The sequence below is a fragment of the Tardiphaga sp. 285_C5_N1_2 genome (genome assembly GCF_052076065.1).
Classification (GTDB): Bacteria; Pseudomonadota; Alphaproteobacteria; order Rhizobiales; family Xanthobacteraceae; genus Tardiphaga; species Tardiphaga robiniae.
In genome coordinates this window covers 3809033-3834054 of sequence record NZ_CP197241.1, presented here as the reverse complement: position 1 = coordinate 3834054, position 25022 = coordinate 3809033, and the positions used below count along the sequence as shown (strand labels likewise).

The following is a 25022-nucleotide window of genomic DNA, read 5'->3' as shown; positions in this document are numbered from 1 at the left end:
AGTCTAACCGGTTATGATTACGGTCGGTCGCCCTCGCGAAGCTTGCGAGTATGGTAACGACCCTGTAAAAGGCCGGAAACGAGTTGATGGCGCCCAAACCAGACCGTTTATCACCGCGTCGCGCATCGGAGCGACTTTTCGCATTATTGGCGATGAGAATACTTAGAATGCAAGGTGTCTCGATGGGGGCGTTTGTTTCGAGGATGCGGTTGGTGGCGTTGATATGAAATCGGAGGCGGTGCAGCGATCGCACGTTGCGTGCCCTAAACTTCTGTATCAGCGGCTGTTTTTCCTCGCGTGTGTTGTGGGAGCACGCTAGAACCGCTGCAGCATGCTCATAAATCATACCGAACGAGCAATGAATCGTACTCCCATCGCATTTTTTGCCTACAACCGACCGGAGCATGCAGATCGTGCGTTGCGGTCACTCGCGGCATGCCGACGCTTCGACGAATGCGATCTGTTCCTATTCGCCGATGGGCCCAAGACTGAGGCAAGTGAGGCGTCACGAGCGCAGATTGAGGCCACGCGTGCTGTGCTGCGTGACTGGGCTTCGCGTCTCGACGCCGAACTGGTTGAGCGCGACGTGAATCTGGGTCTTGCCCGCTCGATACACGCCGGCGCAACGGCGCTTTGCGAGCGCTATGGGCACGTCATTGTCATCGAGGACGATCTCGTTCTCGGTTCGGACTTTCTCGACTTCATGATTTCCGCGCTCGATCGATACGCGGACGATGCGGCAGTCATGCAGGTTGGCGGTTATACGCTGAGCCCGCCGAAGAATCTGTCGACGGATGCATTTCTACTGCCGGTGACGACGACTTGGGGTTGGGCGACCTGGAAACGCGCCTGGGAGGCTTTCGCCTGGCAGCCGCATGCGCTGGATGAGGCTCGGCGCGACGCTGAATGGAAGCAGTTGTTCGATCTTGCCGGTCCAGGCTTCTATAACGGCATGCTGGACGATCGTCTTGCCGGCCGCAACGATTCCTGGGGTATTTTGTGGTGGTATGCAGTTTCTCGCCGCCGCGGACTGGTGGTTTATCCCGCGCAGACACTGGTATGGAACGGGGGGTTCGATGGATCCGGTGTCCATTGTGGCGATGCAGATTTCACGGGGCAGGCAGGTATCGATCCGGATGCCTGGCGCATGCAGCAGCCGCCGCGGTTTCCGGAAAAGGTTTCGTTTGAGCAAGAGCATCTGGAGCAGCTCGAAGCCTTCGTCGCCGGTACGGCTGCGGTTGCACCGGCAAACCCGCAGACAAGATCGGGGTGGCGTTCCCAGCTGGGACGATTCAAAGCAAGGCTCGCGTATGCGTTTCGTTGATCGCGTGAAGCGTGGCGTCGTTTCTCGACTCGCGCGCGCTTTCGAGCGCGAGCGCGTTTCCTCGTCGCCCGTCACGAATTTCATCCTTCATCCGGGGGCGACAGTGCTGCCCGAGGGCAGTGTTGAAAACCTGACGGAAGATCGGGCCAATATCGAAATTGGACGCAGCAGCTATATACGCGGGCGTCTGTTGACCTATGCACATGGCGGTAAAATCCGCATCGGAGAGTGGTGCTACATAGGTGTCAGGTCGGAGATCTGGTCGATGGATTCCATCGAGATCGGCAATCGTGTTTTGATTTCGCACAATGTGAATATCCATGACGGGACGGCGCATTCCGCCAATGCGGTTGAGCGGCATGAGCACTTCCATACCATGATCACCCGTGGTCATCCGACATCTGCGGATGAGTTGCCTGGTATCCACTCGGCGCCGGTGATTATCGAGGATGACGTCTGGATCAGCTTCGGCGTGACAATCCTACGCGGCGTGAGAATTGGCGCTGGCAGCATCATCGCTGCGGGCGCGACGGTGGTTGACGATGTGCCGCCGGGTGTCGTTTATCGCTGTAACATCACACCTCAGATTGTCCCATTGAAATGATCAGGCGCTTTCTCATTCGCGGCAGGGATGCCGTTCTACGCCGGCGCGATGCGATTGCTCGCGTGGCGACCGCTTCAATGATCTCGGCCGACTCGGATGCTCCGCTGCTGGAAGGTGCGGTCATCGATTGCCGCTCTGGCAGTGCCAAGGAGCGGGTTTCTTTTGGCAAGCAATCGGTGATCGGTTGCCGGATTGTGCTCGAGAGGGACGTCGGCAACGTGTCCATTGGCGAGCGCAGCTATCTCGGTTCCTCGACGATCATCTGTGCGACAGGCGTCAGCATCGGCGACGATGTCCTGGTGTCCTGGGGGTGCACGATCGTGGATCATGATTCCCATTCGCTGGATTGGCGTCGCCGCAGCCAGGATGTGGCGGATTGGCGTGCCGGCCTCTTGTCGGGTGGACTGGCCGATGCTAGCCGCTCAAAGGATTGGAGCGTCGTCGAGATGGCTCCGATCTCGATCGGGTCAAAGTCCTGGATCGGCATGAACGCAACTGTGTTAAAGGGCGTCACCATCGGTGAGGGGGTCGTGGTCGCTGCGGGATCCGTTGTCACGAAAGATGTAGCGCCCTGGACCCTCGTCGCAGGAAATCCAGCCCGTCCGATCAAGGAACTCCGATAGGCAGTCGGCGCCCCCTCGGGACATCGTTCTCATCACGCGGGTTCTTGATATGTTTCGGGGCCGCATCGCGATTGTGGCCTGTGCGACTTTGAGTTAATTGGCGCGCTCGGTAGAAGTCGCCTGCGGCAAAGCTTGGATGCTCCGTCGCGCTGACGGTGTGACGACGATCGTCGGCGATGTCGACATGGGACACTTCGGTAATGGTGAGTCAGATGACCTGGGAAGAAGCTGTCGAGTGGCTGCGCGGTCAGCCTGAACAGCAGGTTTTGGTCCGCGCCTGTTATTTCGACGATCCGCTCGGCGAAGCCGCCGAGCGCTTCTGGAACAGTGAAGAGTGGAAGGCCATTGCTGCGCTGCTGCCGCCGGCGTCAGGGCGCGCGCTTGATATGGGCGCGGGGCGTGGCATCAGCAGCTATGCCCTGGCCCGGGATGGCTGGCAGGTCACCGCGCTCGAGCCGGATCCAAGCAACCTGGTCGGCGCAGGCGCAATTCGGATGCTCTCGCAGGCGACCGGCTACCCGATCGAAATCGCTGCGGAGTATTCGGAGAGACTGCCATTCGCCGACGCGACGTTTGACGTGGTCAACTGCCGGCAGGTTCTGCACCACGCCCGCGATCTGCAGCAGACATGTCGCGAGATATTCCGCGTGCTCAAACCGGGCGGCGTGATGGTCGCCACGCGTGAGCATGTGCTGACACGTCGTGCCGATCTGGATGCCTTCCTGCAACAGCATGCGCTTCACAAGTTTTACGGCGGCGAGAATGCTTTTCTTCTCCCCGAATATCTCGATGCCATGCAGGGCGCAGGGCTGCGGGTCGACAGCGTGATGGCGCCACTTGATTCGCCGATCAACTATTTCCCGATGACGATCGACCAACAGTTCGTGCATTGTACGCGTCCCGTCGCGGACCGGATCGGCCGGCCCCTGACGAACGCGCTGTTCGATCGTCGAAATCCGTTCGGCAGATTTTTGTTCAACCGTCTCGTTGCGGCGATCAATGCGCGCGACAATACGCCGGGGCGTCTTTATTCCTTCCTGGCGGTCCGGCCCAAAGACGGGGGCATCTGATGGCAAGCAACCTTCAGGGCGATCTCCGGTCGCCGACCATGGTGCGGACTTACACCGCGATGGGTCCGTCGCTCAGCCCACTGACATCTCTGCGTCTGGCTTTCAGCGAACTGTATTGGTCGCGCCACGTGGTGTGGCATCTGTTCAGACGCGACTTCGTCGTCGGTTTCCGGCAGAAGCTGCTCGGCTATCTCTGGATCGTGCTGGTCCCCCTGATCGGCATTGCCAGTTTCGTCTTCATGCAGTCGACCGGCATCTTGAATCCGGGCGACATCGGTTATCCGTATCCGGTTTTTGTGTTCATCGGCACGTCGTTGTGGGCGATCTTCATGACCGCGATGGGCAATGTAGCGAATGGCCTGATCGGCAATACCGATCTGGTCATGCGCACGAACATCCCGAAGATCGGCCTTGCCGTCACCGGGCTGGCGCCGTTGTCTTACTCGGTCCTCGTGGGCTTCGTCGTGCTGGCGATCGTCATGATGACGGTTCGCATGCTGCCGTCGGCTTGGGCGGTTCTTTATCCCCTCGCGATAATCCCGATCATCCTGTTGGGCGTTGGAATGGGTCTGATCTTGTCCGTTGTGGGCGCCGTGGCGCGCGACGTCACCGGAATGGCCACGACCGTGATCAACCTCGCAATGTATGTCACCCCGGTGATCTACGAGACCAAGTTCGAGCACCCGGTGCTGCAGTTCATCGTCCGCTGGAATCCGCTGACCTATCTCGTCGATACGCCGCGCTCGCTGTTTGTGCTCGGTCGGGTGCCGAATCCGCTGGGCTTCACGCTTGCGACGATATTCTCCCTGGTGGTGTTCTGGGTTGGCATCCACGCTTTCTATATCATCAAGGACAAAGTTTCGGAGCGCCTGTGACAACCAACGATTGGGCTATCCGCGCCGAAGGAGTGTCGAAGAAGTTTGGCCTGACGCTCCGTCAGTCGATGAATTATGGCCTGCGCGACATCGGCGCGCGGCTGCTCGGCCGCTCCAATAGCGAAACGCTACGTGAAGGCGAATTCTGGGCCGTGAACGACGCCAGCTTCGAATTGCGCGGCGGGCAGGCGCTTGGGATCATGGGTGTGAACGGCAGCGGCAAGACGACGCTGCTGAGAATTCTCAACGGCGTGTATGCGCCTGATCGTGGCATGGTTCAGATGAAGGGGCGGGTCGGCGCGCTGATCGCCGCCGGGGCTGGCTTTGCCCCGATGCTGACCGGCCGCGAGAATGTTTACGTCAATGGTGCGTTGCTCGGCCTGTCGACCATCGAAATCGATGGCCTGATGGACGAGATCGTTGCTTTTGCGGAGCTCGGCCAATTCATCGATCTGCCGGTAAAGAACTATTCAAGCGGCATGTATGTCCGCCTCGGCTTTGCGATCGCGGCGCTCAGCCGTCCCGACGTGCTGCTGATGGACGAAGTGCTGGCCGTCGGCGACATGAATTTTCAGAAGAAGTGCTACGATCATATTCTGCGTCTGAAGCGCGACGGTGCAGCGATCATCCTGGTCTCGCATTCTCCCGGTGCGATATGGTCCGTTTGCGATCGCGGCCTCTTCATGGACAGGGGCAAGGTGCTCGTCGAGGGGCCTGTCGAAGACGTGATCCGTGCTTACGACGATCAGAATTCGCGCAATGCCAAAACGTCGGCAGCGCAATTCGAGATCGCCGCCGGCACGCATGCCGAGAAAGTCGAGGCGGATAACGAGGCCGGCGCAACCACCGGGGAGGTCATTCCGAATTCCTACGGCCACAACAAGGGCGGTACCGGCGACGCCATTTGCACCAATGTGGTGTTGCGCGATGTCGGCACAGAGCAGCCAAAGGAGGAATTCGGCTTCGGCGAGCCGATCCTCATTACTGCGGACGTGGAGCTGAAGGAGGCGCAGGAAGACCTGCTGATCAGATTCACGATTGATGCGGTGCATTACCGTTTTATCGTGACCGTCGATAATTATGAGCAAGGGCTGGAATGGAAGCGTGTCGACGCCGGACGATATTCGCTCAAGGTCGTCATGAAGGATCCCAACTTCCGGCCCGGCGCATACACGTTCAATATGGGAATATCGCGCAAGACGGTCGGTGTTCATCTCTTTTATTGGTTCGGTGCAGCGCGTATGGTGGTGCTGCATCCGTCCGATAAATTCCTGTATTCGGACAACAATGCGATCATGTTCATCAACAGCGACTTTGCACTGGAGGCTGTAGCGTCCGGGAATGTCGTTGGGGCACCGGTTGCCTGACAATGCTCGCTGCCCCCCCGATTAACGCGGCGATACGCAGTGACAACGCCGAGGATAGCCGTGGCTTTTGCCTCTATGTGTGACAAGGAGCAGCTACGGTGGCATTGATCCGTCGACTAGCAAAGAAATTGGCGGGATTGTTGAGCGGACCGGAGCCGGAACGTCCCCGCATTCCCTATTCGGAAAACGGCTGGGATCACATCCCGAAAGGAGAATACGACTACGTGCCGAAGGGCACCCACGTGTTCGGGCCTGCCGACCAATTCCTTCTGGTACCCAAAAATCGATATCGTGCGGTGCTGCTGCCGGGCCAGGAACGCCGGATGGAGCTTGGCGTCGGCTGGATCACCGAAGACAACAGTTCGGAAGGCTATGACCTGTTGTGGGGAGAGGCCGACAATTTGCATGTGTATCGGCTCGAAGGCGACAGTGCACGGGAGAAGCTGAAGGTCGAAATTGTCGACCGTATCGAACACCGTATCGCTGCTGATGCCAATATCGTCGACATCGGTTGCGGGGTCGGGGATCTCTTGGGAGAGATTCGACGGCGACGACCGGGCGTCCGGGTGTCGGGTCTAGACTTTTCAGGCAAGGCCGTCGAGAACGCGCAGCGCACCTATCCGGACGGGGCGTTCCAGCAGTTCGTCATCGATCGCACACTGCCGTTTCAGACGGCCTCGTTTGACCTCGTCTCGTGCACCGATGTGCTGGAGCACCTGGAGTATCCGCAGAGCGTGGTGGCGGAGCTCGTGCGCATTTGCAAACCTGGGGGGCTTGTCGCCATTGTGGTACCGGACGGAACACTCGACCAGTTTCTGGGACATAACTGGTTTTGGAACGTCGAGACATTTGCCACGCTTCTCGCCGAATGGGCGCCACAGGTCACGCCGCTGCCGGTGACGGGAGAATTGATGGCGACAATCCAGGTTCCAGCGGAGGGCGTCTAGTCATGGGACGGCTCGCGGAGAAGCTACGACGGGTTCGCATTCGAGCGGCGGCCTGGCTGCAGGACGGTGCTGTTGTGGACAGGGGAGAAATCCGCGGTCGCCGCGCCATGGTTGCGGATTTTACGCGTATTCTGCTCGGCGGCGCCGAAAGCGGCGACGTCGAGGTCAGGATGGCAAGCGCACTGATCGACCGGATCGCGTCTGAAGGCAACGGCGCTGCACGTGTGCAGCAACTGCTGCCGTCATGGCAGCGCCTCGCCACTCCCGATCAATCTCCGGAGAGCAGCGACGCGCTACGGCTTGCGGCCCGGCAGTTGCTGATCGATCAGCTGCCAAGCGATAGCTGGGGACTTGTACCCGCACTGGAGCGTCGCACCGCGCCTGTCATGAGTACCTGGACCTATCAGAACGAGGTGATGGAATTCGACATCCGCGAAGGCGACCTCGTCCTGGATGTCGGTTCGGGCGGCTGGCCGTTTCGCCGCGCCAACCACCTCGCCGACAAGTTTCCCGATCACACCACGCATCGTGTGGAAGCGATGGTGCGCGACGGTCGGACCTTCTTCGAGGTCGATATCGAGAACCTGCCGTTCAAGGACAAGGAGTACGATTTCGTATTTTGCTCGCACGTCATCGAACATCTCGACAATCCGGGGAAGGCGATGCGCGAACTGATGCGCGTAGCCAAACGAGGTTACCTCGAAGTACCGACGCGCCTCTCCGACGTCATGTTCAACTTCACCCGTATTAAGGACCACCATCGCTGGCATAGTGTCAGGCAGGGGCCGACGCTGTTGTTGACCGAATGGAACGAGCGGGAGCGCCGCGAACTTGGCAACGAGTTCTTCAACGCGCTTCACAGCGAGTATTCGAACCAGTTTCAGAGTTTCTTCGAGCGCAACCGCGACCTTTTTTTCACGTCCTATCATTGGACCGATCGCATAGAGTTCATGGTCATCGATAAGGATGGCGGCATCTACGACAGTTCAGAGCGGTAACATGGACGGCTTGCGCACCGGCGATCTGAGATGCGTTAAGTGTTCAGGCGGTCCGATATCGCCGTCTGCAGCGGGCGCATATGCTTGCGACATGTGTCACGCGCAGTATCGTGATGCCTTGGGCGTTCCGTTCTTCGGCGACTTTGAAGCGGACGATGTCTTGGGCCTGATCGAGATTGCTGCGAATGCGGTGAATCGCGGCAGTTTCGGTGTCACGCCGGGCGTGGTCGAAGAATGGAACCTTCGCCTATCACGCTATCATGCGGCCGTCGACAAAGAGCGCTTTCTCGACGAAGTGCCGGAAGGCCATGCGCCATATTTCCAGAATCGTTACGGCGAGTGGCTGGAGATAGAAACGCTGGCGGAGAAACTCGATCTTGCAGGCAAGGCTGTTCTCGACCTTGGCGCGGGTCTTGGTTTTGACAGTCATCGGCTCGCGCTTCGCGGGGCGCATGTCACCGCGCTCGAATTCTCGCCGCTGCTTGCGGAATCCGGCCGGAAGAATTTTCCCCACATCAGGTGGATCGGCGGGTTCTCGCATTGTTTGCCCTTCAAAGAGCGCAGCTTTGACTTCGTCTTTTGCAACGCGGCGCTGCGTCACATGCGGGATATTCCCGCTGCGATCTCCGAGGCCTTGCGGGTGTTGCGGCGGGGCGGTGTCCTCATCACCACCTGCGACTCGTTTCGCCCCTCGGACTCGCCACCTGAGGCAGAGCTCGACATTTTCGACGCTGACACCGCGGTCCTGCTTGGCGTGAACGAATGCGTGCCGCGTTTTTCGGATTTTGTTTCGTCGTTTGCTGCGCATCTCGATGAGGTCGATGTCGAGCTTCACACGCATGTGCTCTACGGCGGTCTCGATGGTGGCACGTCGACTGAATTGACGCGATGGGATTACCCGCGCGATGTGGCTCGCCTCGGTGCCAGGGGTGGCTCCATCGCGATAAAAGCTTTCCTGAAGAAGGAGTGGTCCGGAGCTCCGCGCGTGCAGACGGCGGGCATCGTCTCGGCCCGGGATTACATATCCTGGATGGACTCGGCCGCTACCGCGCTTAGCCGGCTTACGCCATTGTTGTCGCCCGACCTCGTCGATCTGCCGTTTCCGGGCAAGCGGGCAAGCAAGTTCGAGCTCCTGAACGGCTGGCGTCGACCGCAGGCGCACCGTCACGCACGATCGGCCTATCATCGCGGGCGATGGTTTCTCACAGCCCCGACCATTCCGGGCAAGCTCACCTTCGAAGTCGCGCGGCCTCAAGGCTCCGCCGTCGAAACCATCCGTATCTTGCTCAACGGCGTGCCGGTGCAGAGCGAGGCTGTCCCTCCGGTTGGCTGGGCGGAGGTGTCGGTCGATCTGCACTCGATCGCGCCTGGCCATACGTTCTGCGTCGAGATCAAGCAGACCGGCGACGATCGGAGCCTGCTCGGTGCATCCTTCGAGGTCCGTCGACGCCGCATCTGGAATCTCGGGGAGGGACCATCGAAGGCCCCGCATGCGCCCGTCCACGTGGTCATTCCGGTTTTTAACCGACTGCACTTCACACGCTCTTGTATCACCGATCTCAAGTCGCAGACCTACGCGCCGCTCCACATCATTGTCGCCGACGGCGGCTCGACTGACGGGACTGTGGCGGCGATCCGCACGGATTTTCCGGACGTCACGGTCCTGACGACCGACACCGAGCTCTGGTGGACCGGCTCCATGCAGATGGGGATCGCGTATGTCCTCGAAAGCAACACCGGCACTGATGGCTATGTGCTGATGCTCAACAACGACACCGAGCTTGTTGGCGACTATGTCGAACAACTTGTGATGGCCTCGCGCGAGTTCGATGCGGCCGTCTGTGGATTGATCGTCGATAGCCGCGACCCCGATCGAATTCTGGACGCGGGCGAATATGTCGACTGGCAGAACTATGCGTTTCCCGTAAAAAATTCCATCGATGCCGGCGACCGTTTCGTCGGCGACGTCGATGTGTTGCCGGGCCGCGGCAGCCTAGTGCCGCTGCATATGATCCGTGCCGCCGGCAACGTGGACGCGGAGCTGCTGCCGCACTATCTCGCGGACTACGAATTCTTTACCCGCCTGAAACGCGCGGGCTTCAGGCTCGGGGTGTGTTGTGAGACGAAGATTCTTGCGCATGTCGAAGAGACCGGCATCATGCCCTCGGGCGGCCGTTCCAGCCTTCGGCAGTTGTGGCGGGAGGCTTTCTCGCGCCGATCGATGAACAACGTCCGCGACCACTGGCGCTTCGTGAACCGTCACGCGCCCGATAAGTTGCGTGGTTGGATTAAGCGAAGGCTGGCACGTCGTGTGTTTTTCGATTTCGCGTTGCGGAGCCAGTTGCGGCCGATATTTCTACCCTTGCTCTGGATCGTACGGTTGCCTGGCCGGATCATGATGATAGCTCGAGGCCAATGGTACAAACTTCGCGGTCTGCAGAGTGCAATTGATCGCCATGGTTGGGATGTGCTGTGCTTTCCCGCCGAGTTCCCGGCATTCCTCCGGGGGCCCTCCTACCTGCTCCTTGCCCCTGGACCGATCAGCGAGGAGATGGTGCTGCTTGCCGGGCTCGATTCCGGAAAACTGGTGTCGGATGGAACGCTCCGCCGGCTCCAGTGCGGCGACTGGTTCGCGTTCCAGAAGGTGATGTTCGGCAATCACCCACAGGCGAGGAAGCTTGCGCGCCTTCGGCGGATGGCCTGGAATCCTTTCCGCAAGATCTCCAACACGCTTGCATGGCGACGTGCGCGCGCGTCGATTGGAGGGCCATCGTGATTGGTTCCCCCGTCATCGCGCTCGAACTGATCGACGATCCTGCCTGGATGGGCGGTGTCCTTTATCTGCGCAATCTCGCAATCTGTCTGTCGCGGCTTCCCGCCGGTGAGCGGCCCGAATTGCGCCTGATTGGGCCTTCCAGCGCGGTTGATCGCGTCGCCGCTGAGATCGGCGCCAGCGTCCCCGCCGCGGGGGGGATGCTGGGCCGTATCCTGTCACGCTTGATGCCGCAGTCGCGCGGTGAACAGCCTGTTGATCTCGTCTATCCCGGTTTCGGCGCGACCGTTCCTGGAGCCGTCACGCTGCGCTGGGTTCCGGACTTTCAGCACCGCCATCTCCCGCATCTGTTCGGAGAGGCGGAGATTGCCGCCCGCGACCAGGCCATCGGTGCCATCGCGGCGCGGCCCGGTCCGTTCGTGCTGAGCAGCGAGACCGCAGCGCAGGACTTTGCGCGATTTTTCCCGGGCCACCATGCGCGTCCGCGTGTCTGGCGGTTCCGGTCGCTAGTTGACACGACGGCGCCGGCCAATCCTGCGACGTTGCGCAAATATGGGTTGCCGGAAAAATTTCTGTACCTGCCCAATCAGTTCTGGGTGCACAAGAATCACGTGATGGTATTCCGCGCGCTTGCGAGGCTGCGCGCCGAGGGCGGCCCGGAGATCCCGTTGGTATGTACCGGTGCGACCGCGGATCGGCGCAATGAGGCGCATTTCGGCCTGCTTGAGACGCTCGCCCGGGAGAGCGGGATTGTGCCGCAGCTCCATTTGCTAGGTCTCATCGACCGTAGCGAGCAACTGGACGTGCTCCGCCATGCCGCGGCTGTCATTCAGCCGTCGCTGTTCGAGGGCTGGAGCACTGTCGTCGAGGATGTACGCGGAATCGGGCGCCCAATCTTTCTCTCAGGTATCCCGGTGCACCGCGAACAGGCTCCGCCCCGCTGCACCTATTTCGACCCCGCCGATGATGCCGCACTCGCACGCCTGCTCGGTGATGCGTGGGATGGGCTTACCCCAGGCCCTGATCATGCCGCCGAGCGCCGAGCCGCCGAAGAACTCGACGAACTGGTTTTGGAGGCCGCTCGCACTTTCATGTCGATCGCAAGGGAGACGATCGACATGAAGGACAGCCGCGATAGCCCGTGACGTGCCACAGCGCTGCCGCGTGCTGGTGGAATAAAAGATCTCTAGGAGCTATGCTACGGCTCCACGCGCGTAGCTTATGGCCTGCAGGGCCAGGCTCCTGTGCAGCATCGTTCAATCTTCCGCGCGGTCTTTGCAGTGTCCATTCGTATCGCGATCGAAATGTTCGAGGACGCCCGCTGGCTGGGTGGCTCGATCTATATCGAGAACCTACTCTCCGCGCTTTCGGCCTTGCCCCAAGACGAGAGGCCCGAAGTTGCAATGCGCTTCTTGTCCGACCCGACGACGCCACTGGCGCAGCGCCTGCGGGCCTTTCCCGTCGCGCAGACAATCAAAGGCTCCTCGCGTCTTTTGGCTCGTGCGCGGAGGCTCCAGCGCGCGGTTTTGCGCCGTGCGCCAGCGCTGACCAGGCTGTTGCCGGGCGATCGCGACGAGGTATTTTTTCCCGTATTCGATGCGTCTCTGCCGAGCCGCCGCAACCTTTATTGGATTCCGGATTTCCAGCCGTTGCGGCTGCCGGATCTGTTCGACGCAGATGAGCGCCGGGTGCGCAAGGAAGCTATGGCTGCCATCGCCCGCACGCGCGGAACTCTCCTGCTGTCCAGCCACGCTGCTTTGGACGACTTCCGGACATATTTTCCGGACGCCACCGTCCGGCCCGTTGTCTGGACCTTCTGCAGTACCCTGGTGGCAGGCTCGGCAGAACAGGGCCAACTGGCGCGCGCGCGGCACCAGCTTTCGGAAAAATTCCTTTATGTCGCGAACCATTTCTGGCGGCACAAGGACCATGCGACGTTGTTTGAGGCGCTCCACCTGCTTCGTCAGCGAGGTCTCGTGATTCCCGTGGTCTGCACGGGATTGATGGAGGACCGGCGCGCCCCCGACCACGTGCCGGCGCTGCGGCGGCTGGTCGAACAGTGGGAACTGGACGAGCAAATCTGTTTCCTAGGGCTGGTGTCACGCGCCGAGCAGGTCGAACTGTTTCGGATGGCGGCAGCGGTTGTACAGCCGTCTCGTTTCGAGGGCTGGAGCACGGTGATCGAGGATGCGAGGGCACTTGGGAGACCGGTAATCGCGTCTGATATTCCCGTGCATGTTGAGCAGCTTGCGGATTATCCGATCAGCTGCATCTTCCCGGTTTCCGATCCCGCTGGACTGGCCTCGGCCCTCGCGGATGTATGGCCGAAGCTTGCATCGGGACCTGACCTCGTGCAGGAAGAGCAAGCCGCCGCGCGCCTTGTTGACCGGCGGCTGGAACGGGCACGCGCCTTCGTTGCGCTGGTGCAGTCGGTGGCCTGATCGGCTAGTTGCAGGCAACGGAGAGCGCAACCATGTGCGGCATTAGCGGCCTCATTTCGTCGGATATATTGTCGGCGAACGATATCGCTGCGGTGCGTGCAATCAATGCGCGCCTGTTGCACCGCGGCCCCGATTCCGACGGTGACTTCCAGGCCGATCATGCCATGCTGGCAATGCGGCGCCTGTCGATCATCGATCTGGCTGGCGGCCGACAGCCGCTGTTCAACGAGGACGGCAATATCGCGATCGTTTGCAATGGTGAAATTTACAACCATGCGGCACTGCGCGACGAACTGAAGTCGCTTGGCCATCGATTTTCGTCGATGAGCGACGTCGAAACCATCGTGCATGCGTATGAGGAGTGGGGCAACGACTGCCTTGCACGTCTGCGCGGCATGTTCGCCTTCGCACTTTGGGATGGCCGCTCCAACAAGTTGCTTCTCGCCCGCGATCGTCTCGGCGAAAAGCCGCTGTTCCTGCATCGCTCGCCCGATGGCAGCCGGCTCTGGTTTGCCAGTGAACTCGCTGCCGTCTCTCAGGTCATGCCGCGGCCGCTGCGCTTGTCGCCCGAGGCCTTCAATCTTTTCCTAACATTCCAATATGTGCCCGAGCCGGTCACACCGCTGATCGGTTTGGAGCAGCTTCCGGCTGGTCATTATCTCGAATTGGCGCCTGCCGCACTCGACGCCCGCCCGGTTCCCTACTGGAATCTTTTGGACATCCGTGAGGATCCATCAGAGCCGGTGCGCACCACCGAGGAAATTCTCGACGACGCTTGCCGGCTCATGGGCACGGCGGACGTGCCAGTGGCCGTTGCATTGTCGGGCGGTATCGATTCTAGTCTGGTGGCTGCGCTGACTGCGAAGCATTTTCCCGGCCAGATCCATGCATTTACGATTGGCTATGAAGGCAGGCCCGAGAGCGACGAGCGCAACTTTGCCCAGACGCTGGCCCATGAGTTGGGCATTGGCTTCACCGAGGTGGAACTGCGCACGGCCGACGTCGTCGACCGCTTCCCGCAACTGATCAGCGCTATGGACACGCCCATCGGCGATATCGCGGCCTTCGGTTATTACTCGGTGGCGGAAGCCGCGCGCGCCGCCGGCTATCCGGTGCTTCTGTCCGGCCTCGGCGGGGACGAATTCTTCTGGGGCTATCAGTGGGTACGCGAAGCCATGACGCGCAATGAGGCGCTGCAGGCGGGTAAGCCCGTGCGCCAGTCCTGGTGGCATCGCCTGCTTGGCCATAAGGCGACGACCACGATGGAGTTCTTCGGGGTGCATCCCGATCTCCGCAATGGCGACGCGAATTCGCGTCGCATTATGCCCGAGGCTGCGCGCCAGGCCCTGCCGCATGACTTGTGGCTCAGCGAAACGCGTCTCGACAAGTCGTTGCCGCTGCATCTCGCCACGACGGAATTGCTGAACCGGACGTGGTTGCGCTCGAACTGCCTGACTCTCATCGATCGCATGACGATGGCGCATTCCGTCGAGGGGCGACTGCCATTGCTCGACGTCCAGCTCGTGGAACGGGTGACCGGCATGCGCAATTCCGGCCTTGCCGACTGGCACCAGCCGCACAAGCATCTGCTCGTCGAGGCACTGCGGGACGCGCTGCCTGCGGATGTTCTGTCGCGCAAGAAGCAAGGATTTACGCCGCCGATCGGCAAATGGATGAGTGGGATTGTGCAGCGCTATCTGCCGCTTCTAGCCGACGGGGCGCTGGTTCGTCAGGGGCTGATCCGGCCAGAGGTGGCAGACGGCGGGCTGGGCGGCTATGACCAGTTCTTCCTCTATAAGCTGGTACTGCTCGAGTGCTGGTCCCGCCGGCACATCGAAGGTGAAGAGCTGACCGTCGGTGCGCCGTCGAAGCGTGAACACGCACGCGTGTAATTCAGGGCAGCCTCGGCCCACCAACTCCTCATTGTGAAAGGCAATCGTGACCAACAGCAACCAGGTGGCGCTCGTGACCGGAGCGCGGGGCTCTATAGGTCGGCATGTGGCGCAGGCGCTGTCGTCCTTCGGCTGGCAGGTGCACGGCCTTGGCCATGGCGAGTGGGCCGAAGGCGCCGCCACCGCCGGCCTGCGCCGCTGGCACGCCGGCACTGTGGATCTGCCAGCGTTGCGCGCGCTTGCGCTAAAGCCAGACCTGATTGTGCACTGTGCCGGCAGCGGATCCGTTGGCACGTCACTCGTCGACCCGTTAGCCGATTTTCAGCGTACGGTCGGGTCAACGGCCGTGCTGCTCGAATATATGCGTGCCGATTGCCCGGCAGCGGCGCTGGTCTACCCGTCGAGTGCGGCGGTTTATGGTCATGCCGAGCGGCTGCCGACGAAGGAAGACGGGCCGCTATGCCCGGTCTCGCCCTACGGCTTCCACAAGAAGATAGCCGAGGAATTGATCCGCGCCCATGGCGTGATGTTCGGCCTTCGGGTCTCCATCGTGCGCTTGTTCTCGATTTATGGAGAGGGCTTTCGCAAGCAGCTCCTATGGGACGCCTGCGGCAAGATTCTCGCCGGCGAGCGGGAGTTCTTTGGCACCGGTGACGAGACACGCGACTGGCTGCATGTCGACGATGCTGCTGCTCTGCTGATCCGCGCAGGCGAGGTGGCATCGCCCGAATGCCCGACCATGAATGGTGGTACAGGTGAGGCCGTTACGGTCGCAGCGATCCTTAACGAGCTCGCGATTTTGCTCGGCGTCGATGAAAAGCCGCGTTTTGTAGGTGCCACGCGCGCCGGCGATCCTCGGGATTATCAAGCCGACATGACGCGTGCGTTGCAATCGGGATGGGCGCCGTCCACCAGTTGGCGTGAGGGCTTGCGCCGCTACGTTGCCTGGTATCTTGCGGAGCGCGCGCGGTGATCCGCGCATGGCTCTCCGCCCTTGGTCTCGGGACGGCCTTGCGCCGGGCATTCGGCATTCGGCTGGGCCGGTTGTTTCAGTACCCGCCGAGAGCCCTATCCGTGCCCTCGATTGCAGCCCCCGGGTTGGACCAAAATCTGCCCTCCATTGCAATCGTGACGCCCTCCTTCAACCAGGCCGCGTATGTCGGAGCGACAATGGAAAGCGTGCTGTCGCAGGGCTACCCGCACCTGGAATACATCGTCCAGGACGCAGGCTCGACGGACGGCTCGCTGGAGGTGCTCGCGGATTTTGCCGACCGTGGCGTAACCGTCGTGGTCGAGCCCGACCGCGGACAGTCGGATGCGCTCAATCGCGGTTTCGCCCGCACTTCCGCCGAGGTTCTGGCCTATTTGAACTCCGACGACATGTATGTACCGGGAACACTGCATCGGATCGGTCGCTTCTTCCGGGACCATCCTTCTGTGGATGTGGTCTACGGCAATCGATTGGTGATCGACGACCATTCGCGCGAGATCGGCCGCTGGATCCTGCCGCGGCATGATGCGCAGGTACTGCCACAAATCGACTATGTTCCACAGGAAACGATGTTCTGGCGTCGCAGGATCTGGGAGCGTTGCGGCGCCCGTTTCGACGAGAACGCAACCTTTGCGCTAGACTGGGACTTATTGCTGCGATTTCTCCAGCACCAGGCTGTCTTTCGTCATTTGCCATGGCTGTTTGCGTTGTTCCGCGCCCATGCCGCACAAAAAACCCAGGCAAGTTTCGTCGCTGACGGGGCTGGCGAGATGCGACTTTTACGATTGCAAAACCGTGCACAAAGTGGGAACTACTTCCAGCGTTTGGCGTCGCATGGCTTTTTTCTCCTGGCCCACCAGCAAGCGGACAAGCGGTTCGCTCGTGAATTGCGAGATAAGTTGACAAGATGACGATGAAGAAAGCTCTGATCACTGGCGTCACCGGACAGGACGGATCCTATCTGGCCGAGTTGCTCCTCCAGAAGGGCTACGAGGTGCATGGCGTGAAGCGCCGCGCTTCGCTTTTCAATACGGATCGTATCGATCATCTTTATCAGGACCCCCATGAAGAAGATCGTCGACTGATCCTGCACTATGGTGATCTCACCGACTCATCAAGTCTTGTGCGCATCATTCAACAGGTGCAGCCGGAGGAAATCTACAATTTGGCAGCTCAGTCTCACGTTGCCGTGTCGTTTGAGGAGCCGGAATACACGGCCAACTCCGACGCGCTGGGTGCGCTGCGTATCCTAGAGGCCATTCGTATTCTTGGCCTCGAAAAGAAGACTCGATTTTATCAAGCGTCGACGTCGGAACTTTACGGGCTGGTTCAGGAAACGCCGCAGACCGAAACCACGCCGTTTTATCCGCGCTCGCCCTACGCGGTGGCCAAGCTGTATGCTTACTGGATTACAGTGAACTACCGCGACGCCTACGGGATTTTTGCTTGCAACGGCATCTTGTTCAATCACGAAAGCCCTGTTCGCGGCGAGACCTTCGTAACGCGCAAGATCACGCGTGCGCTCGCGCGCATCAAGCTGGGTCTGCAGGAATGTTTGTATCTCGGCAATCTCGATGCGCTCCGCGATTGGGGGCATGCGCGTGACTATGTCGAGATGCAGTGGCTGATGCTTCAGCAGGAACACCCAGAAGATTACGTGATCGCGACCGGCGTTCAATATTCGGTACGCCAGTTCGTCGATGCCGCGGCGAAGGAATTGGGCATCTCGATTCGCTGGGAAGGCAAAGGCGTCCAGGAACGCGGTTATTGGGAAAATCGTGTGGGCGCCGATCCCTCTCAACCGATCGTCCGCGTTGATCCACGCTATTTCCGACCTGCTGAGGTGGAAACACTGTTGGGCGATGCCAGCAAGGCGCGCAAGCAGCTTGGCTGGGTGCCGAAGACGACGTTTGCAGAGCTAGTCTCGGAAATGGTTCGCGAAGATCTTCGGTCGGCCGAGCGTGATGAACTGGTCAAGCGCCACGGCTTCAAGTCGATGAACTATCATGAATGAGCGTCCGGCTGGCCCGCGAAGGTAAACGTGTTGGGCTTGGACGTGTGAAGGGGCATGCGTCCGATCACGATCGGAGCATGAGGACTGATATCTGGGGAGTGAGCTCACAGCGCACTTCGGCATTCCATGATCCGATCAGGCCTTCCGGCCGGATAGTGGGTGCTTCAGTAGATGCCGTATCGGCAGACTTCTCTGATCTTGCGACGTTGCACGCACGTAATGTGCTCGCTTCTAATGACTGTCCGTGCCGGTGTTGGTCGGTGAGAGTTGGAAACTGCAGATGGACAAGAATGCTCGGATCTTTGTCGCCGGTCATCGCGGCATGGTCGGCTCCGCGATCGTCCGCCGGCTGCTTGCTGCCGGCTATACGGATATCGTGACCCAGGCGAGGGCTGAACTCGATCTGACCGATTCCGTCGCCGTCTCAAAGTTCCTGGCAGACACCCGACCTGACTACATCTTCATGGCTGCCGCCAAAGTCGGTGGCATTCATGCGAATGATACTTATCGCGCCGAGTTCCTCCATCAAAACCTGATGATCGAGGCGAACATGGTCCACGGCGCCTGGCAAGCTGGCATCAATCGGATGCTATTCTTGGGGTCGAGCTGTATCTATCCGCGCGATTGTCCGCAGCCTATCCGTGAAGACTACCTGCTGACTGGTCCGCTCGAGCAGACCAACGAGGCTTATGCGATTGCCAAGATCGCCGGCGTCAAGCTGTGTGAGAGCTATAATCGCCAGTACGGCACGCATTACGTCTCTGCGATGCCGACCAATCTGTTCGGGCGCAACGACAATTATGATCTGCAGAACAGCCACGTGCTTCCGGCGCTGATCCGCAAGACCCATGAAGCCAAGGTCGCGGGCGCGAGCGAACTCGTCGTGTGGGGATCCGGCACGCCACGCCGCGAGTTTCTCGATGTGGACGATCTTGCCGACGCCTGCGTGTTCATGATGGAAAGAGGCATCGAGGGAGGGCTCTACAATATGGGCCGCGGCACCGATGTGACCATCAGCGAGCTCGCCAGGACGATCATGGAGATCGTTGGCTTCAGCGGCCGGATCGTATTCGATGCTTCCAAGCCGGACGGCACGCCCCGCAAACTGCTCAATATTGACCGTCTGCGCGAACTCGGCTGGTCGCCGCGCATCTCGCTGGAAGACGGTATTCGCGAGGCTTATGCCGACTTCCTTGCTCGACATCAGGTTGCGATGTAAACGATCAGGCATGACCAATCCGCTCGTCACTGTGGTGGTGCCGTCCTTCAACCAGGCGCAGTATCTTGAACAGGCCTTGAAGTCCTTGACGGATCAGGACGTGCCGCTTGAGATCTTCGTCATGGATGGTGGATCGACTGACGGATCGGTGGGAATTCTGCAGCGCTACGCTCCGCATCTGGCGAGCTGGCGCAGCCACAAAGACGACGGACAATCAGCGGCTATCAACGAAGGCATTGCGCTTGGAAGTGCCCCCTTCGTAACCTGGCTCAACAGCGATGATTTGTTGCTCCCCGGGGGGCTGCACAGGCTGATCGATGCGCTCGAGGCTGCCCCATCCGCCCCGGCTGCGTATGGTCGCGCCTGGAACCATAACGAGGCCAATGGCCGGCGCACGCCGGTTTGGGTCGAGCCGTTCGAACTGCGACGTCTGGCTCAACGCTGCATCGTCTCCCAGCCTGCGACCTTGATCCGCCGATCGGCATGGCAGCGGGTCGGTGGACTCGATATCTCACTGCGAATGGCGATGGACTATGACTTGTGGTGGCGGCTTTATCACGCAAGCGGCCCCCTTGCCTTTGTTCCCGACTACGTCGCCGTGAATCGCGATCATCCCGGTACCAAGACCAACACGTATCGCAGCCAGCATTATCGCGAGGCGATTGCCGTGGTGCGCCGGCATGCGGGCCGCGTTCCGCTCAAGTGGTGGCTGCTGCAACCCTATGCGGTCTGGTACAAAGCACTGCGTGGGATGCGTTGAGCGCACAGTGCAGGTCATGACAACACAAGCAGAAATTGTACGGGACGATCACGCCGGTCGCCGGTTGAAGGTACTGCACGTCTTCAAGACTTATCCGCCAGATACGTTCGGCGGCATTGAACGCGTAATACATGGCATCATACGCTTCGGCCGAGCGTTTGGCATCGACGGTGAGGTCTTTACCGTCAGTCCGTCGCCCGAACCTGCCGAAATCGATTTTGATAGCGTGCGTGTGTTTCGCGCGCGCCAGGATGCGTTCGTCGCATCCACGGGCCTGTCGCTGTCCGCCTTTCGCCGGTTTCGCGACCGCGTAAGCCAGGCCGACGTCATTCACTACCACTTCCCGTGGCCATTCATGGATCTGTTGCATCTGGCTCACGGGCGCGGGCGGCCTGCAATCGTCACCTATCATTCTGACATCGTGCGTCAGTCGGGGCTGCTCGCGCTGTATCGGCCGTTGATGATGCGTTTCCTCGCTTTGCAGAGCGCAATTGTCGCGACCTCGCCGAACTACATCGAGACCAGTCCGGTGTTGCGGCAATTTCCGCTGGTGACTGAGGTTGTGCCTATCGGCATTGACGCAGATCCGGGCAGCATCGATGCCGCGCTGCGGACATCATTTGCCGTGCGTCTGCCGCCGCGCTTCTTCCTTTTCGTCGGTGTGTTGCGTTACTACAAGGGCGTAAGCTTCCTCATCGAAGCCGCGCGGCAAAGTGGCCTGCCAATCGTGCTCGTTGGCGATGGTGAAGAGCGCGCTGCGATCGAGCGTGCAGGTTTGCCAAATTTGCATATGGTTGGCGCAGTCGGCGACGCCGAAAAAGCGGTTCTGCTCGACTTGTGTTGCGGGTTCATTTTTCCCTCGCATCTTCGCTCCGAAGCATTCGGTGTTGCTCTTTTGGAGGCGGCACGTGCCGGCCGCCCGATGATCTCTTGCGCCATGGGCACGGGAACGGACTACGTCAATATCGACGGCGAGACAGGGATCACCGTGCCTCCTGCAGATCCGCCTGCGCTGGCGTCTGCGATGACACGGATATGGGATAACGCGGAGCTGGCTGCAGCAATGGGACGTGCTGCGCGCGAGCGCTTCGAGGCGCTGTTCCGGGCAGAGAGGATGGCAGGGGCCTATGCGTCGATCTACAGGCGGGTTGCAAAGGCCCCCGGATAAAAAGGCGTTCTAGGCGACGACTACCTGGTCCAAAATTCTTTGGCAGCCTCGCGAATGGTCGCCGCTGGCATTCCGCTTTCGATCGGAAGCAGCGGGATATTTCCTGCGAAACATGCCCACGCGGCGAAGGTGGAGTGGCAGCCTATGACGCCGTTGCATCTCGACAGCAGCGTAAGGTCGTCGGCCGGTGATGTGCCGGTTGCAATCGTCACATCGAGACCGGGAAACTCGGCTTCATTACGCCGTTCATCGGAGCAGACCAAGAACGAAATCCTGTGCGGCGTCGACTTCTTGACCTCCAGCATTGCGCGGGCATAATCGGACGTCGGCACGAATAGAGCGCCGCCCGCGAATGTTCGGAAATCGCCGTGCCGGATGTGCACTCCGATCAAATAGTCGCAGTCAGACCGGGCCCTTGCGGCGATCTCACCGACGAGCTCTTGATGGTATCGCAGCGCAATACGTTCGAGAACCCCTTCCCGATGCCGGTGAAGGAGAGAGGCATCGCAGTCTCGCAGGCCGTGAAGAACAACGTGCCGATGTCGCGCGAGCCAATCCGGGCGGGCAAGACTGTTTGTGCTTGGGGGAATCAATTTCATGAATCGCCTGATGCTCCATCTGGCAAATAGCAGGCGTGCTACCAGCGTGAACGGTCGAGCAGGGACTCCGAACACTTCGGTGCCACGACCAAGGTGCTGGCGAAAAGGCGCGAGTGATTGATTGAACAGCGAGAAGCGAGGTGAGTGCTCCAGGCAGAATGCCAGGAGATGAGCATGGCTGAAGAGTTGATTGGCGAGCCGACCCTGATCGTCGGTATAAACGAGTGTGGTGCTGATCTTGGCCGCTTTAGCAGCCCGTTGGTCTGTGCACATCAAGATCTCAACCAGGGCATGGGCGTTGTGATAGCGAATGCGTATGGAGATAATGGTCACCAGCCAATGGATATTGGGACGAGCGGCGTATGCTCGGATGGGTTGTATTGGCTGTGACAGACATATATCGCATAGCAGATCGATGCACGCACGCAATGGATGTCAGCCATGTGCAGGCGTGATTGGCGTCGTTGCGGTTCTCATGTTCCCCAGATTCTTTGAACTGACGTTGCTCCGCTGCACGGTCCGCCATGGTCGGCTGCGCTTTCAATAGGGGATTTAATGGCGTTGCGCGTGTTAGTGACCGGCGCTTCCGGCTTCATCGGAGAGGCTCTTGTTACGGCTCTGGTCGCGTCCGGCCATCGGGTGCGCGCCGCTTCGCGGCAGCGCGCGAACTTTCCATCAGGACGGGTCGAATGGGTTCAATTGCCGGATCTGCGGGGCGCGGTTGAATGGTCTTCGCTGCTGGCGAATGTGGACGTTGTCGTTCATCTGGCCGGAATTGCCCATCGCAATGGCGTACACGGCGACGCGATCGATAGGGTCAATCGAGGTGCCGTTGCGGCTCTTGCGGCGGCTTGTCAGCGGCACGACGTCAGGCGGCTGATCTTCATGTCGTCGGCCGGTGTGCATGCCGGGTCCACCTCGAAAGCTGCTGTAATAGAAAGTCACGCGCCGGATCCGGCGACCGCATATGACCGTGCCAAAATCGCAGCGGAACGTGCTGTGGAAGACAGCGGCGCGCCTTACACTATTCTCCGTCCCGTCGTCGTCTATGGCGCAGCTGCCAAGGCGAATTTCGCGCTCGCTGTCCGACTTGCCCGTTTGTCACTGCCGCTTCCCTTTGGCGCGCTTGAGATTCGTCGGTCGCTTCTCGCGATCGACAACCTGATCGCGGCCGTCATCTTCTGTCTCGACGGCGAGGCGACTCTCAATCAGACGTTTCTCGTGGCCGATCCCGAAGCGATCACGGTCTCCGCAATGTTCTTGCAGCTTCGTCGCGGCCTCGGCAGGCAACCCTGCCTCGTTCCGGTACCGCCGGCGTTTTTCGAGCGTCTGCTCCGTCTCGTCGGGCGCCCGGATATTTGGGGGCGTATTGGACAGGAATTCGTCGTTGATTCCACAAAGCTCCAGAACGCCGGTTTTCGGCCCTTGGTTTTGACCGAGGAGGGCCTGAGGGCGGTTGGCGCCTTTTACAGAACGCGCCGACGTGCAGGCTGTTCTTCAGGACAGTGACGGCAGACGAGACGCACCGCGCAAATTGTCGTTCGGGCGGCAGACGTGTCGCTGCGGCGTTGAGAGTGCTTGCCTTGAAAACGGTAGATGCCGTTTAGCGCCGCGTCTATTTGCTTCCGACGTTGCATCCGAGCTTTTGTTGGATCGTGCCGACCATGGCCGTCAGCCATGGCTTGTATGAATCCGCAGTCAGGTGGACGCCATCGGTCGTCAGCTTTTCGCCCGACATCTTTGCTCTGAAGTCAATGAAGGCGATAGAGCGCGCATCGGCCAGCTTTCGTATGTCGCTATCGTTTTGATCCGCCAACGCTGTGGAAAAGTACATGTCGGAAAGCGGTGCTTTTTCGATCGGGGGGATCCCGGCATAAACGAATGAATCGGTTTTGGCCGTCAGCGCCGCTGTCAACGCAGTGTATCGTTTGGCAATTGGCGCAGCGTCGCGATATGCCTTCTGGGAATCATTCGTGCCCAGTGCGACGACGATCAGCGGCACCCGTTTGTTTCCGAAGATCGCGTCGACGAGTGGCAAGTAATTGGAGATCGCCAGCCCGCCGATGCCTGCATTAATCACGGGCCTGCCGCAGATCGCGGCCGGTAATAGCGCAAGTTCAGTGATGCTGTCGCCGACCACGACGACGGGATCCGTCACCTGGTCCATCTGACTGTGAATCGCACTCACGCGAACATCGGTGTGCAGGTGTCCTGCCTCCGGCCTGGCGTTTCCGCGAAGGTCTTCCAGCAGGAGCTCGGTCTTGCTTGAGAGCGCAGAAATTTGCGCTGTCTGAGCGCTGATCTTGTCGGAGATGGCCCGGCCGCCGACATAGACCGACCCGGAGAGAGCGCCAAGAGCGGCAACCAGCGCCGCGGACCAGATCGTCTTCATGGAATTAACCCGTTTTAGCGCAGATCACTCGATGCTCGATGATCTTCTGACCTGTAGCGAAGAGAACCCGTCGTGTCATCGGTACGCCGCATACCTTGTTTTTAGAGCGGTAGCGGACGCAATTCGAGATCAATGCTGGCCCCGTCATCCACGATCTGATCGAAGGCATCGGTCGTGGCCATTACTGGCGTCTCGCCATCTGTCTTGTAGAGCGCATATCTTGCATCCCCGATGAATTGCAGTAGAGCTTCGAAGCCTCCCGGGACACTGCGATGCAGATACGGCGCAAATTCGACCACCATCTTGGGTCGGTAACGGCGAATTGTCTCAGCGCCAGATCTGAGAACGCTCAATTCATTGCCATCGACATCCAACTTGATGAAATGGACATTGGGCAATCCGAGTTCGGCTACAAGTGCGTCCAGGGAGCGAAACGCTCCGTTGGTCGATTTCAGGACGCCGCCGTGCACGCCATGCCGGTCAAGATCCTCCGCCGTGCTGGTGATCGGCCAGCTCGAATAGATGCTGTTGTTTTCGCTGCCGTCGGAATCGCTGAGGATTGCCTGAACGCAGGTCACGCGGCTCGTCAGGCCCGGATTGAGCGACAGGTTTCGCTGAAGCTTGCTCATGGCGTAGTCGGTCGCTTCAACGGCGATAACACGCCCGGTGTCGCCAACCGCCTGGGCCATCGGGAGCGTCTGTGCTCCGATATTTGCCCCGAGGTCCAGCGCGATGTCGCCGCGCTTCAAATGCGTGGTGAGAAAGCGCGTGGTCCGACGCTCGTATTGCGCGACGTATAGCGAAAAATCGATTCCCTCGCGCAGATCAAGCTCCCAATTGAAGTCGCTCCGCCGCGTTCGGACGATAGGGCCGACTCCAAGGCCTCCGCGCAGTGCGATCAGCGGCTTCGCCATGAAGCCGGCGATGGCTATTTTGGTTCGCGTCTTCATTTCAGTTCTGGCTAC

Annotated in this window: 22 protein-coding genes and 1 pseudogene; 20 read left to right on the top strand and 3 right to left on the bottom strand. The window is 60.1% G+C overall.

Translation table 11 applies throughout. The features are described from left to right. The first annotated feature begins 358 nt into the window (after nt 1-358). From AB7951_RS18190 to AB7951_RS18100, 19 genes and pseudogenes are all read left to right on the top strand, one after another. Entirely contained in the window at nt 359-1324 is a 966-nt protein-coding gene (locus AB7951_RS18190; RefSeq protein WP_441255995.1) for a glycosyltransferase, read from the top strand. Further along, on the top strand, nt 1311-1928 hold the full coding sequence (locus AB7951_RS18185) for an acyltransferase (protein WP_439093830.1): 618 nt from the start codon (nt 1311-1313) through the stop codon (nt 1926-1928). The genes AB7951_RS18190 and AB7951_RS18185 overlap by 14 nt, the downstream gene beginning before the upstream one ends. Nucleotides 1929-2005: 77 nt before the next feature. Further along, nucleotides 2006-2551 carry a DapH/DapD/GlmU-related protein gene (locus AB7951_RS18180; protein ID WP_441255994.1) on the top strand — a complete coding sequence of 182 codons (546 nt, stop codon included), beginning with the start codon at nt 2006-2008 and terminating at the stop codon, nt 2549-2551. A 212-nt stretch (nt 2552-2763) separates the two neighbouring features. Continuing rightward, nucleotides 2764-3621: a methyltransferase domain-containing protein gene (locus tag AB7951_RS18175; protein ID WP_441255993.1), complete on the top strand. Its 858-nt coding sequence runs from the start codon at nt 2764-2766 to the stop codon at nt 3619-3621. Continuing rightward, entirely contained in the window at nt 3621-4496 is an 876-nt protein-coding gene (locus AB7951_RS18170) for an ABC transporter permease (RefSeq protein WP_441255992.1), read from the top strand. The genes AB7951_RS18175 and AB7951_RS18170 overlap by 1 nt, the downstream gene beginning before the upstream one ends. Then, a complete protein-coding gene (locus AB7951_RS18165; RefSeq protein WP_441255991.1) occupies nt 4493-5863 on the top strand; it encodes an ATP-binding cassette domain-containing protein in 1371 nt (456 codons plus the stop codon). Before AB7951_RS18170 ends, AB7951_RS18165 begins: the two co-directional genes overlap by 4 nt. Before the next feature lie 98 nt (nt 5864-5961). Beyond that, nucleotides 5962-6810 (top strand): methyltransferase domain-containing protein, encoded by an 849-nt coding sequence (locus AB7951_RS18160; protein WP_441255990.1) that lies wholly within the window; start codon nt 5962-5964, stop codon nt 6808-6810. A gap of 2 nt (nt 6811-6812) precedes the next feature. Continuing rightward, the gene (locus tag AB7951_RS18155; RefSeq protein ID WP_441255989.1) at nt 6813-7808 is read left to right on the top strand and encodes a methyltransferase domain-containing protein; all 996 of its coding nucleotides are present in this window, start codon (nt 6813-6815) and stop codon (nt 7806-7808) included. Next, a pseudogene (locus AB7951_RS18150) lies at nt 7777-8427 on the top strand (class I SAM-dependent methyltransferase); the annotation flags it as partial. The gene AB7951_RS18155 and the pseudogene AB7951_RS18150, both read left to right, overlap by 32 nt. Before the next feature lie 366 nt (nt 8428-8793). Beyond that, nucleotides 8794-10584, top strand: a complete 1791-nt coding sequence (locus AB7951_RS18145) for a glycosyltransferase (RefSeq protein ID WP_441256122.1) — start codon at nt 8794-8796, stop codon at nt 10582-10584. Then, nucleotides 10581-11726 (top strand): glycosyltransferase, encoded by a 1146-nt coding sequence (locus tag AB7951_RS18140; RefSeq protein WP_441255988.1) that lies wholly within the window; start codon nt 10581-10583, stop codon nt 11724-11726. Before AB7951_RS18145 ends, AB7951_RS18140 begins: the two co-directional genes overlap by 4 nt. Before the next feature lie 135 nt (nt 11727-11861). Further along, on the top strand, nt 11862-13022 hold the full coding sequence (locus AB7951_RS18135; RefSeq protein ID WP_441255987.1) for a glycosyltransferase: 1161 nt from the start codon (nt 11862-11864) through the stop codon (nt 13020-13022). 32 nt (nt 13023-13054) lie between these two features. After that, nucleotides 13055-14914, top strand: coding sequence for an asparagine synthase (glutamine-hydrolyzing) (asnB, locus tag AB7951_RS18130; protein ID WP_441255986.1), 1860 nt, complete (start codon nt 13055-13057; stop codon nt 14912-14914). A gap of 46 nt (nt 14915-14960) precedes the next feature. After that, the gene (locus AB7951_RS18125) at nt 14961-15887 is read left to right on the top strand and encodes an NAD-dependent epimerase/dehydratase family protein (RefSeq protein ID WP_441255984.1); all 927 of its coding nucleotides are present in this window, start codon (nt 14961-14963) and stop codon (nt 15885-15887) included. Further along, complete coding sequence (locus AB7951_RS18120; protein WP_441255983.1) at nt 15884-16816, top strand: glycosyltransferase; 933 nt, start codon at nt 15884-15886, stop codon at nt 16814-16816. Before AB7951_RS18125 ends, AB7951_RS18120 begins: the two co-directional genes overlap by 4 nt. A gap of 2 nt (nt 16817-16818) precedes the next feature. Next, nucleotides 16819-17919 (top strand): GDP-mannose 4,6-dehydratase, encoded by a 1101-nt coding sequence (gmd, locus tag AB7951_RS18115; RefSeq protein ID WP_175366746.1) that lies wholly within the window; start codon nt 16819-16821, stop codon nt 17917-17919. A gap of 280 nt (nt 17920-18199) precedes the next feature. After that, a complete protein-coding gene (locus tag AB7951_RS18110; RefSeq protein WP_441255982.1) occupies nt 18200-19138 on the top strand; it encodes an NAD-dependent epimerase/dehydratase family protein in 939 nt (312 codons plus the stop codon). Between the two features lie 10 nt (nt 19139-19148). Continuing rightward, a complete protein-coding gene (locus AB7951_RS18105) occupies nt 19149-19898 on the top strand; it encodes a glycosyltransferase (protein ID WP_441255981.1) in 750 nt (249 codons plus the stop codon). Nucleotides 19899-19914: 16 nt separating this feature from the next. Continuing rightward, on the top strand, nt 19915-21066 hold the full coding sequence (locus tag AB7951_RS18100) for a glycosyltransferase (RefSeq protein ID WP_441256121.1): 1152 nt from the start codon (nt 19915-19917) through the stop codon (nt 21064-21066). 20 nt (nt 21067-21086) lie between these two features. Here AB7951_RS18100 and AB7951_RS18095 read toward each other — a convergent pair whose 3' ends face one another. Further along, the gene (locus AB7951_RS18095; protein WP_441255980.1) at nt 21087-21998 is read right to left on the bottom strand and encodes an alpha-1,2-fucosyltransferase; all 912 of its coding nucleotides are present in this window, start codon (nt 21996-21998) and stop codon (nt 21087-21089) included. Nucleotides 21999-22220: 222 nt separating this feature from the next. Between AB7951_RS18095 and AB7951_RS18090 the strand changes: the two genes are divergently transcribed. Next, nucleotides 22221-23174 carry an NAD-dependent epimerase/dehydratase family protein gene (locus AB7951_RS18090; protein WP_441255979.1) on the top strand — a complete coding sequence of 318 codons (954 nt, stop codon included), beginning with the start codon at nt 22221-22223 and terminating at the stop codon, nt 23172-23174. 106 nt (nt 23175-23280) lie between these two features. Here AB7951_RS18090 and AB7951_RS18085 read toward each other — a convergent pair whose 3' ends face one another. Beyond that, complete coding sequence (locus tag AB7951_RS18085) at nt 23281-24057, bottom strand: GDSL-type esterase/lipase family protein (protein WP_441255978.1); 777 nt, start codon at nt 24055-24057, stop codon at nt 23281-23283. A gap of 101 nt (nt 24058-24158) precedes the next feature. Next, a complete protein-coding gene (locus AB7951_RS18080) occupies nt 24159-25007 on the bottom strand; it encodes an FkbM family methyltransferase (protein ID WP_441255977.1) in 849 nt (282 codons plus the stop codon). Nucleotides 25008-25022 lie beyond the last annotated feature (15 nt).